The organism is uncultured Amphritea sp. (assembly GCF_937127095.1).
GTDB lineage: Bacteria > Pseudomonadota > Gammaproteobacteria > Pseudomonadales > Balneatricaceae > Amphritea.
Genome location: NZ_CAKZLP010000017.1, coordinates 41357 through 52722, shown reverse-complemented (window position 1 = coordinate 52722; position 11366 = coordinate 41357). Strand labels below are relative to the sequence as shown.

Genomic DNA, 11366 nt, shown 5'->3' with positions numbered 1-11366 from the left:
TCAGACCAATATCCGTTTACTTTTTCGTATCTTGTTTTTGCAAAGCTACTTTCCCGGAACCTGCTTGGCTTTATCGACCAACGCATCAAAGTCACTCACAATACCCTTTGCGTCGGCAGCATTCCCGATACGTCGTTGCTCGGCAAACTGTTCGTACTGCTCTTCCGCTAAGGCTTTCGCAACATCATGAGATATTTTACCCGCATCCGCCAGTATCGAATGTTCATTAAAGGCTAAGAAGGCATCCAGTTTATTCGCCCACTCCTGCATCGTCATCGGTTGGCCTCTTTCCGCCTGGCTCTCAGCGTAATCCAGATACATGGTGACAATGCGATTTAAACTTTTTAGTTCGGCTTCAGTTAAGTAGTTTTTCGCCAACGGCACATCCCGTTTGGTGACTCGACTACCCGTCCAGCTCGTCAGCCCCATATTAGGTTTACCGCTATCGGCACGTTCAGCCACTAATTCAGCGGCGGTATGCCCATGAATAGCCCAATGCAGCTTATTCTGCACCGTGGCAAAAAACTGTTGGCTCACAGCTGCCCTGGCGTTGTAATCACTGGCCGTGGCGTAGATGTCGGTGATTTTTTGATAGAAGCGTCGTTCCGATGCCCGTATATCGCGGATACGTTCAAGCAGCTCATCAAAATAGTCACGGCTAAAATCCCGCCCCGGATCTTTAAGCCGCTCATCATCCATGGCGAAGCCTTTAACCAGATACTCTTTTAATACCTGAGTCGCCCACTGTCTAAACTGTACACCACGATCAGAGCGCACCCGATAGCCGACGGCTAACACCGCCTCTAAGTTATAGTGATCTAGCAGCCGCTCCACGTCTCGCGTGCCTTCGCGGGCAACTATTCGGAATTTCCTAATAGTTGAATCAGGCTTCAGCTCACCTTCTTCATAGATATTTTTCAGGTGTTCATTAATGGTGGGCGGTGTTTTTCCAAACAACTCCGCCAACTGTTTCTGCGTCAACCAGAGGGTTTCATCTTCAAGCTTCAGTTGCAGACGCACACGACCATCTTCGCTGGTGAACAGCGCCATGGGTAAACGGGTTTGTGCCATCAACTCACCTCATCCATAAGTGGGTTAGTTTCGCTATCAAGCATAGATTCAGGCAGGCGCAGTTCACCGGAGATCAGTTTGGGGAGAAGAGTGTCGCGGAGTTTTGTTAAAGTATTATTTTCATTATTTTTTAAAGTCATTTTATGTATTGTTGAGTCCATAAAACTAGAAAACAACTGCAATAATTTTGCATTGGCTACAGGAAACAACAAGCGATACACATTATTTCTATTCAAGCCTGGAACTGCAGCGTCTGTATTCATGTCTTGAAGTCCCAGTATTTGCAACATCATGAAGCAAAAACTCAAACTATAATCGTCTCTTGGTTTAACAAAAAAAACCGTATCAATTGGATAAAAAGGGCTGCTCTCCCAGTAGAGTGAACCAACAGTTCCCTTTCTACCTATAACTATCCCTGGGCCATCTACGATTGAACTATTGTGATAACCGTTTATACCTCCCGAACCATAAACAGGAACATTCCCATCAATCCGATCAGTCTTCTTTAACGCCTTCCCGTATGCTAACTCCATTATTCCATCAACCCTTTTTACCTCCCACCCCTTCGGCACCCAGCCCAGCGCTTCGGTTTCTTCAAACTCACTGGGAAATAGCTGGCGCACGTCATCGGGCAAGGGTTGATGATCAGGTTTGGCGAGTTGCTGCTGGCGGCGTTGGGCGCGTGCTTGCAGCTCGTCGGGGATAGGGTTACCCGCAGCTAAGGCGTTGTCGATCACTGGGTCGAAATCCACAAACCAACTTTTAAACAAGGCTTGCGCCATCTGCTCTAGGGTTTGGTTGGTTTGACGGTTGAGTTGGATTTTGTTGTCGAGCGCGCTGAGAATATGAGCAATATTTTTTTGTGTTTCATATTTAGGAATTTGTAGCTCTAATTTTCTAAGTTCAGACTGTTTAATCCCCTTAACCGTTGTTCCTGTTCCTCGCCCATCTAACTGATGTTGCACATCATTTGAAATCAATAAATATTTCAAAAACGTATTATCTAAAAAACCCTTTTTTCCACGTAAAGTAATAACTCTTTGAGCTAAAGCAATCTTCCTATCATCAAGCTGAGCCACCTCACCAAGAGGTGCCTCTGTTGTAAGAACTACATCTCCAGGCTCGGGAATGCCTCTACGCATCCACGAATCATAGTCTGCTTCGGCAATAAACTCGTTAACTTGCTGAATAGTCCCATTCTTGATGATTTTAGCTGTTATCAAAGGGATACCTGAATCGGTCTTCTTAGGCGTCTTACCTCGGTAATCAATAATTGCATCCATACAATCTTCAAATAAATACCTTGGCCACTTACTCCCCATAACCCAGCACCTCCAAGTTCTGACGAATAGTCCTATCCAGCGTTTCCGCTTCTTTCATCTGGCGATACAGGGTTTGGCTAAGTTTGCGCATTTTATCTTCAAAGGGGATGCCGTCATCTTCGATATCCGCCGCGCCCACATAACGACCGGGGGTGAGGACGTAATCGTTGTTTTGAATATCCGCTAAGCTGGCCGCTTTGCAGTAACCGGCCACATCCTCATACTGTGCCAGTGTGCCGCTGCCATCCTGCGTTTCACCGCGCCATGCGTGATAGGTGCCGGCAATTTTAGCCAGGTCATCGGGTGTTAGTTCCTTATGAATACGGCTGGCCATGGTGCCCATCTGACGGGCATCGATAAACAGGGTTTCCCCTTTGCGGTTGCGATAGCCGCGGGTTTTATCTTCAGCTTTGTTCTTAGTCAGAAACCATAAACACACGGGAATCTGGGTGGTGTAAAACAGCTGCCCCGGCAACGCGATCATGCAGTCAACGTGATCGTTATCGATAATCTCCTGACGGATTTTACCTTCACCACTGGTGTTAGAACTCATTGAGCCATTGGCCAGAACAAAACCTGCAGTACCGCTTTCACTTAGTTTACTGAGTATATGCAGAATCCACGCATAGTTGGCATTACCGGTGGGCGGTACGGTGTAACCGGCCCAGCGAGGGTCATCAACCAGTTCGTTATCGGCGCGCCACTGTTTTTGGTTAAACGGCGGGTTAGCCATAATGTAATCGGCTTTCAGGTCCGGGTGCTGATCTTTAAAGAAGGTGTCCCCGGCGACATCACCCAGATTGCCGTTAATCCCCCGGATGGCGAGGTTCATTTTCGCCAGCTTATAGGTGGCGCTGGTGTATTCCTGGCCGTAGATCGAGACCTCTTTTTGGTTGCCGTTATGGCTGTTCACAAACTTGATCGATTGCACAAACATACCGCCCGAGCCGCAGCAGGGGTCGTAGATTTTACCTTTGTAGGGTTCCAGCATTTCGGCCAATAATGCCACTACCGATTTAGGTGTATAGAACTCGCCCCCGCCCTTACCTTCGCTGGCGGCAAACTTACCCAGGAAGTATTCATACACCCGGCCAACCAGATCTTCTTCGCTCAGGTGGCAATCATTTTTGCCGCCCGTCATATAAGTATCAATATTGTTAATGGTATCCAGAAGCGCAGCCAGTTTGCTGCTTTCTAACCCCAGGCGCGAGAAATAATTGTCGGGCAACGCTCCGGCCAGAGATTTATTATTTTTTTCAATGCTGTGCAAGGCTGTATCGATTTTAAGGGCGATATCATCCTGTTTACTGTGCTTGATCAGTGTGCTCCAGCGCGCCTCTTCACTGAGATAAAACACATTGCTCTGGGCATAAAACGGCACCATATCGATAAACTGCGCTTTGCCGTCGTCGATCAGGGCCTGACGATGGGCTTCAAACTTATCACTGATGAATTTAAGAAAGATCAGGCTCAAAACGATGTGTTTATATTCCGATGACTCGACGCTGCCACGCAGCTTATTGGCGCTGTCCCAGAGAGATTCTTCAAACGAGGTGTTTTGTTTTTTTGACGATTTAGAATTTGCGGGTGCTTTAGCCATTGCAGAAACGATTCCATTGTATAAGTCACACGCCCTTCCTGGATGTGAAATGACAGGTAAGGGCCTGGTCTTAAAAGCTTGAAAATATGCTTGAATTTATGAGCACCGATTTTGGCAGAAAGCAGAGGGCTTGTCGCCTTACGTTGCTGACCTTATGCTTCCTCAGGGCCAGTTAATATCATAGCGGGTGCTGCGCCCTCCTCCTTCCAGCTTTTTCAGACAGTTTTTTTCCAGAAGATCCGCAAGATGCCGGGTCGCAGTTGCCTTGGATACACCCGCTATGCCCATATATTTTTTGGCGTTCAGATGCCCTTCAAAACCACCAGAGCCTGCATCTAATAGACGGTTGAGCACTTTGGTTTGCTGCGCATTCAGCCCGTCCTGACTATGAACCTGCCAGAAGCGGGCTTTTTGCATCACCAGATCGATACGCGCCAATGCCGTTTCTAACGTGTGCTTAAAGGTGTCTAAATACCAACTCATCCACGGGGTAATATCGACATCGCCTTTCTGAGTCGCTTCAAGAATTTGGTAATACGCCTGCCGCTTTTCCATAATACTGGCGGCCATGGCGTAGAAACGCACCGACTGATTCTCTGCCTGGGCCAGAGCATAATCACTGACAGCCCTCGCCAGACGGGCATTACCATCATCAAACGGGTGCAGGGTGACAAACCACAGATGAGCCTGAGCCGCTCGAAGGATCGGGTCTAGTGTGCTATCGGTGCGGCTGGATTCTAACCAGCCAAGAAACCTATCTAACTGTTCAGCCAGATCAGCCGAACCTTTTTCGAGCGTTTGTTTAGGCGGCGCTTCAAAATGTACAACTTGTCTGCTGACAGGCCCTGAGACGACCTGCATGGTAGCATCACCACGTAGTTCGCCAACACGGATATTAACGAGGCGGTATTCCCCCTCTGCGGATTGTGGAAACAGATAACGATGCCACTGAAACAGGCGCTCCATCGTTAATGGCTGCTGATGATTCTGCGTGGCATCCAACAGCAGTTCAGCCAACCCTTCGGTCTGTGCAGTCACAGGTGTGAGGCCTGCGTCATCAACCCCTAATCGGCGTGCAAGCGAAGAGCGTACAGAGGCTGCATTGAGGTGTTCTCCTTCAATAGCAGAAGACTGCACTATATTTTGTAATAGTGCATCCAACTGGCTGACAGCAGAACTCTCGTCAGCCACCGTATCGATTTTACCCAGCAACCGGCCCAGAAGCTGATGTACTTCACGCAGGCTGGCACTAAGGGCCTTATCATCCCATCTGAACTCAGGCCAGTCTGGCTGTTGCCAGATCCAGATATGCTGATGTGAACAGGTATGATCATCTGTTGGGGACATCGGTCACCTCTGAGTAAGCGTAATATTTATCTGCTCAACTATTTCCAGTTGATCGATCACATAACCACGATATGAGCCGATTAATCGCTCTATTCGGCTCACACTAAGAGCCAATTATAATCATTATTCGGCTCACAGGGAAATTTGAGCGACAGATCGCCTTCCATCGAGCAGGTTAAACCGGCTTACAACAGATCAGAAACAATAAGGTCGAAAAAGATAAAAGACGTTCAGGCACAAAAAAAACAGTCAAGCGCTGGTCTGAAGGTTTCTTCCATCAGGAAAATAAAGCCCAGCCTCCGAAACAAATCTTCTGGCTTCTGGCAATATTTGCAGCCCCAGAAACTAACCGTTCGGTTATATTTTTAACAATGACACAAAAGAAAACAGGTAATATAACCGAACGGTTATATCGCATTGATTTCTTTAACTATTCACCAAGTATGCTTTCAAGTTTTTGATAAGCGGCTTTATGTTTGTCGTCAGCCATTCTGGACAAGTTAATCTGTTTCCATTTTATCGCTGGAAGCTCACTAACACCGTCCAGCTCTAATAAGTGCCAATCTGGCTGCCTGTTTTTAAAAGACAGCAGATAATTTTTTTCATTGGCAGTCAAACCTTGATGAATCAGTGTAACCAACAGTTCGCGAATCTCTAGCAGCTCCTCTAGCGGGACCTCACTGTCTGTCATACTTGCAAATTCACCGCTGTATACTGACTCAATATCCTTGAATTGTGGACGTAATAACTCGGCCATTGGCCGGTTGTGGCTGGATAGATAGACCAATAGCGCTTTGCGTATATCATCGGTTAACCCTTCATTTTCAAGCAGCCACTTAACATCAAAAAGATCCCGCGGATGCTGGCGATCCAGAGCGGCACAGATCTTTCCGGCATACAGGTCAGGCAGAGCGACAACCAACATTTCGGTAAAACCAAACTCATCTTCAACGGCCTCACACACCGCCATGACTTCTGGCTTAAAAACCGTACCCCGTAATACGGGCGATAGCTCAATCTTAACTTGCACACCGTTACGAACGACTATTAATCGTAAAGCATCATCTTTGTTCTTATACGCTTCGGTAATTTGTGTGCCGGTCAAGCGCTCAACGATGGAGGCACTGATAGCATCCAGTGCTTCACGAATCTCGTCCAAAGCGTCATCACGGGATTTCATTGGCAAATATACCAAATCAATATCAACAGATAATCTCGGTAAATCCCGGACAAAAAGATTAATTGCCGTGCCACCTTTCAGCGCAAAGCATGTCTGTTCTGCCACAAAGGGTAACACCTGCATCAGCAATTGAACCTGTTTATAGTAACGGTTATTGTGGTTCATCTATGCTATCCCGATTGCCTTTAGTCATATGAGCTGGCACTGTGATCAAATAGTCTTTATCCAGCTTACCGCCTGTAGCAACCACACGTTTACCCGATCCAAAATCATAATCGCTTCGATTCAATTTGCCGAACCACGAATAGTTTTGCCGCGCAGCCAACCAGAAAAATAGACGCTTTGCTTTAACATTGCGACAAGCCTGTAAAAGACCATCAAGCTTACGTGGGGACAAATTGACCAGGCCCTGCATTAACTCATCAGCATGCTCGAAACTGATGTTTTCTGGCACCCCTGTCAGCAACTCTAATATCGCCTTTTCCGGACATGAGTAATACACCGGGGGTAAAGCGTTATCCCATTCATACTCTTTGAGGTAGCGCCTGTCCGCCATCAGGCTTTCAGGCCACAGGGTTTTCACGCTATAGCCTTTAAATGCCACATCCAATGATAATCGGGACAGCCACGCTGGAAGCTTGTTGAAGGTGTAGAGGGATACAACCTGATTCCCCAGAGGCAGATACTGAAATACCCCGGACAACGATAACGCGCTTATCCCCCCCACATGCACAGCAGGTACAGAAGCCTTCTCCATACGCTGCAATGAAGCGATAACGCCTTCCCAGCGAATACTGCGCGAATACTGGCTATAAACCCCCGATGTCAGCAACAACAGCGTTTTCGTCTTTACAGCATTATCCAGAGCGTGATTACTTAGCCCTTGCGACGCGAGCCACTTTTTGGTCGCCAGCATTCCGTAAGGCAACAATACCTTAAGGCGCTCTTTATACCCGTTTTTCTTTTGCGTATCCGCCAATGCCATATCGTCATTATCCAGAGCAAATAAACCACCCAATAAGTTTATAAAAATGAAAAAACACGGCGATTATCGCCGCATAATAACAGAAATACAAACCATTTTTAGCAGACACGTTTATAAAATAACAGTATCACGGCGAAAAACGCCGTAGAAAATTATTAATTTAAACTACAAATATAGCTGAAGCAGACAAATCGTATGAGGAGTATCTGATAAAAAAGTAAAACTGATCTATTTCAGGCACAAAAAAACCAGCAAAGTGCTGGCCTGATGGTGGTCTTCTCTTCTTGAATAGATAAGTGAAGTGGAAGGATTTGGTGGGCCTAGCTCTATCTAATACTATCCATAAGGCATTGAATTTTAATTAATATAATAAAGACCAATTATAGAATGCCCCTAAAAATGCCCCCGCATTTTTTTCCTTAGCCTACAGAGCAAATTATAAGCTGCCCTCTTTCTCAAACGTTATCGCTTTACCGCATAGATATACTATAACGCTGGTGGCTTGGAGGCCCTATATCAAGCCTGGATTACTACAGTTAAGGGCATACATTATACTCGCCTTGAACGCTTTGACGTTATCTAGCCGCAACTTCACTTACTCCAAGCTAGATCTGGCTTCCACTGAACAATCCATCTGGGAATCTCTGCAGCCGGCATTGGTCTTGCAGTTCCATAACCTTGGGCGAGCTCGAAACCCATTTCTAATAACTGCGTTCCATGAGCTGTAGTTTCTACTCCCTCCACTATTGCTTGACGGTTAAAAGCCGTAGCTAATCCAATAATACCTCTCACTATAGCGCGATCATCAGGCTTCTCTAGCATATCCTTGAAGAAAGTAAGATCAATCTTGAGCAGATCCACGAGTAAACGTTGAAGATAAGTTAGAGATGAAAAACCTGTGCCGAAGTCATCCAATGAAAAGTGAATTGACTCGCTTTTGTTAGCTCCTCTACGCCCTAAATTCAGTTGATAAAACACCTCCGTTGCAAGTTCACCAATCACATTTTCAGCCCATCGTTTACCGAGACTATTCCAACAATAAATAAAATTTAAAACTACCAGCATTGAAAGTAGTATTTAATTTCTGTATAAATACATACTGTTTCGCATATCGAAACATAATTTTACAATAAAAACCAAAATTAATTGGCGCTTTAACGATGAGGATTATGAATGAAAATAAAAAAATCACTGCTGGCTCTTGCGATAGGCGCAGCAACGCTTACATCTCCTCTCTACGCTGCTGAATTTAAAGCAGGTGATACCGATTTCAATATTGGTGGGTATGTCAAATTTGACGCGAGTTACAACAACTTTGCGTATACCGGTAACGGCACCATTGTTACCACCACAGCGCTCAAAAACGGCGACAGTGCTGACGACGGAAACCTAGATATGAGCGCACGTGAATCGCGCTTCTGGTTGAAAACTTCCACACTGATCAACGGTTCGACGCTAAAAACACATATCGAAGGGGATTTTTACGGTAGTGGAGGCAATGAGGTTGTTTCTAACTCACACGGCCTGCGTCTACGTCATGCCTATGGTGAAATGGACGGTATCCTGATGGGTCAAACCTGGTCAACCTTCATGGATCTAGCACACCTAGGTGAGTTGATCGATTTTGGTCAGCATAAAAGCACCATCTTCGTTCGACAGGCCCAAGCACGCTACACTATCCCACTGGAAAACAGCAAAGTGATGTTAGCAGCGGAAAATCCACAAACAGGCTCCACCGATACCGGCACGTTGCCTGACCTGATCGCGCGCTATGACTATAACAGCGATGGCTTTCACGGCTCTGCGGCGATGATGCTACGTCAACTGAAAAGCACCACTGGCGAGACTAAAACAGGCTCCGCGATCAGCTTAACCAGTAAAGTTAAAATTGGTAAAGCCGATGATATTCGGATGCAGTTAAATGGCGGTGCTTTGGGTCGTTATATGGGTCTTATACACCCAGCAACAGAAGGCTCTGGCAGTACGTTTGACATCGTAAACTCCTTTGGCGCTTCGGTGGCTTACCGCCATCTATGGAACAAAGATGTACGTTCAACGTTAATGTATTCTGCCACTCAGGCAGATCCGAACATTGTCACTGCAACGACATTAGACGGCACTCAGTCTCTACATGCCAATGTGCTTTGGGATCTTAATAAGCGAGTACGTTTTGGCGCTGAAGTACAGCGGACCAATCTGAAATATGCGGATGGTTCTTCTGATAACGGTTTGAATCGTATTCAGTTCTCAGCCCGTTACCTGTTCTAATTCCATGAACGTGTCTGAGTAACGAGTCCATGCCAGACACAATGGCCGCGATTGATTAACGGCTGCTAAGGACTTAATAGATAGAGCCATTATCCGCCCCCCCTTCCGGATAATGGCTCTTCTTTCGTTAGATAGGCTGCATAACTCAGATTGTAGTGGTCAACTAATCCCGGACAGTAAGTTAAGATTTTCTTCGGCTCGTGAAGGAGCCTCTCCGTTGTTGTTCCGAGGTTTTATCGCGACGGGACGCCGCTCGCTTCAGGGTTGGTGGTTTTATCACTGGAAGGTGCCAAAAAAAGGTTCATCGCGCTTTACCGGGAAAGGCATCCTTAATCTTCAAGAAGAAGTAAGCCTTGTTCCGGTAGCCATATGCCATATGCCATCCGCTTCACCACTTTGATCTTATTATTCATCCCCTCCAAAACACTCGTGCTCAACCGATAGCTGGCACTCGATACAATGCCCTCAAGATAGTTCCCCAGCCTTCTTGCGAAGAGCTGCAGGGCGTGGATACCACTCTCTTCTGCCATGGCTAACCAACATTTCCAACGCGCTCTCGCGGTGTTTTCGTCAGGTGCATACCAGAGCTCTTTGAGTTGCGCCTTCAGGATGTAGACAGTCGTTAACGGCGCGTTTGCGCTGAGTAACTCATCCAGCTTGTTAGCTTGATCTGCAGCGAGGTTTTCAGGGTTGCGTAACAACAGCCAGCGACTGCGCTTAACCAGGCGCCTTGCCGACTTGTCGTGACGTAATTGGTTCGCTTGATCGACCCGTACTCGATCAATGACTTCGCGGCCGTATTTGGCAATCACATGAAAGAGGTCATAGACTATGCGAGCCTTTGGGCAGTGCTTTTGGACCTCCAGATCAAACGCGGTATTCATATCCATCGCAACAGCCTCAATATTCTGACAGGCGTAGCCAAGCCAGAGGAAGAATGGCCGTATCGCTTCACGGCTTCGCCCCTCGCCGATCCACAGCACCTGCTGTGTATCAGCACAGATCGCTACGGCTGCGTAGCGGTGTCCCTTGTGAAGCGCGAACTCATCCATAATCAACCGTCGCAGCTTACTGCGGTTCGGTGGCACAACATCGCGATTCAGGCGCTGCTTATCGATGTTCTTGACGGTATGCCAGTGCAACCCCAGTAACTGTGAGACATGACGTATCGGCAGGATCTTAGACAGTGTTTCAACCCAGCAGCGCATCGCGTTGGTGAGGTGGAGTCGACCGGATAACCAGTCGATGCGCTCAAGTGCTAGGCCGCAATGGCGACACCGTAGTCGCCGCACAGGCACATCCAGCCAGACCTTGCGATCAAACAGGTCACGCTCTCTGACGCGTCTGATTCGACAGTCATGGACTTTATAACAAGGTTTTGAACAGCCGCCGCAAAGGGGGATGTAATCAGGGCAAGGGCGAAGTTGGATTAACAACGAGTGGTCGGGCTGAACTTCAAAGCAATCAAGTTTGAAGCCTTCCCAGAAGAGGTTCAGCAGGTTAGCATCCATGTTGGCGGTGGTGTTGGTTAAACTGTGGTTTTGGTCGACAACAGCTTAACCGGAAAGGCACCACCGCTTCCTAACTATTTCC

Annotated in this window: 8 protein-coding genes and 1 pseudogene; 1 reads left to right on the top strand and 8 read right to left on the bottom strand. The window is 47.0% G+C overall.

From position 1 onward, the window contains the following. Positions 1–45: 45 nt before the first annotated feature. The 7 genes from rhuM to Q0499_RS03760 form a co-directional block, all read right to left on the bottom strand. Complete coding sequence (gene rhuM, locus Q0499_RS03790; RefSeq protein ID WP_299196172.1) at positions 46–1071, bottom strand: RhuM family protein; 1026 nt, start codon at positions 1069–1071, stop codon at positions 46–48. Beyond that, on the bottom strand, positions 1071–2393 hold the full coding sequence (locus Q0499_RS03785) for a restriction endonuclease subunit S (RefSeq protein ID WP_299196171.1): 1323 nt from the start codon (positions 2391–2393) through the stop codon (positions 1071–1073). The genes rhuM and Q0499_RS03785 overlap by 1 nt, the downstream gene beginning before the upstream one ends. Next, the gene (locus Q0499_RS03780; RefSeq protein ID WP_299196170.1) at positions 2383–3993 is read right to left on the bottom strand and encodes a class I SAM-dependent DNA methyltransferase; all 1611 of its coding nucleotides are present in this window, start codon (positions 3991–3993) and stop codon (positions 2383–2385) included. The genes Q0499_RS03785 and Q0499_RS03780 overlap by 11 nt, the downstream gene beginning before the upstream one ends. Before the next feature lie 162 nt (positions 3994–4155). Beyond that, on the bottom strand, positions 4156–5340 hold the full coding sequence (locus Q0499_RS03775; protein ID WP_299196168.1) for a Fic family protein: 1185 nt from the start codon (positions 5338–5340) through the stop codon (positions 4156–4158). Between the two features lie 430 nt (positions 5341–5770). Then, a complete protein-coding gene (locus tag Q0499_RS03770) occupies positions 5771–6643 on the bottom strand; it encodes a nucleotidyl transferase AbiEii/AbiGii toxin family protein (RefSeq protein ID WP_299196166.1) in 873 nt (290 codons plus the stop codon). Between the two features lie 28 nt (positions 6644–6671). Continuing rightward, on the bottom strand, positions 6672–7505 hold the full coding sequence (locus Q0499_RS03765) for a type IV toxin-antitoxin system AbiEi family antitoxin domain-containing protein (RefSeq protein WP_299196164.1): 834 nt from the start codon (positions 7503–7505) through the stop codon (positions 6672–6674). Positions 7506–8096: 591 nt separating this feature from the next. Then, a complete protein-coding gene (locus Q0499_RS03760) occupies positions 8097–8507 on the bottom strand; it encodes an EAL domain-containing protein (protein ID WP_299196162.1) in 411 nt (136 codons plus the stop codon). A 171-nt stretch (positions 8508–8678) separates the two neighbouring features. On the opposite strand from Q0499_RS03760, the gene Q0499_RS03755 reads away from it, so the two are divergent. Further along, the gene (locus Q0499_RS03755; RefSeq protein ID WP_299196161.1) at positions 8679–9773 is read left to right on the top strand and encodes a DcaP family trimeric outer membrane transporter; all 1095 of its coding nucleotides are present in this window, start codon (positions 8679–8681) and stop codon (positions 9771–9773) included. Between the two features lie 301 nt (positions 9774–10074). On the opposite strand, the pseudogene Q0499_RS03750 reads toward Q0499_RS03755, so the two are convergent. Then, positions 10075–11284, bottom strand: a pseudogene (locus tag Q0499_RS03750) (ISL3 family transposase). Positions 11285–11366: the final 82 nt, after the last annotated feature.

Coding starts and splice junctions, on each gene's coding strand:
- rhuM (WP_299196172.1), bottom strand. CDS start 1,071: ATGGCACAAACCCGTTTACCCATGGCGCTGTTCACCAGCGAAGATGGT.
- Q0499_RS03785 (WP_299196171.1), bottom strand. CDS start 2,393: ATGGGGAGTAAGTGGCCAAGGTATTTATTTGAAGATTGTATGGATGCA.
- Q0499_RS03780 (WP_299196170.1), bottom strand. CDS start 3,993: ATGGCTAAAGCACCCGCAAATTCTAAATCGTCAAAAAAACAAAACACC.
- Q0499_RS03775 (WP_299196168.1), bottom strand. CDS start 5,340: ATGTCCCCAACAGATGATCATACCTGTTCACATCAGCATATCTGGATC.
- Q0499_RS03770 (WP_299196166.1), bottom strand. CDS start 6,643: ATGCAGGTGTTACCCTTTGTGGCAGAACAGACATGCTTTGCGCTGAAA.
- Q0499_RS03765 (WP_299196164.1), bottom strand. CDS start 7,505: ATGGCATTGGCGGATACGCAAAAGAAAAACGGGTATAAAGAGCGCCTT.
- Q0499_RS03755 (WP_299196161.1), top strand. CDS start 8,679: ATGAAAATAAAAAAATCACTGCTGGCTCTTGCGATAGGCGCAGCAACG.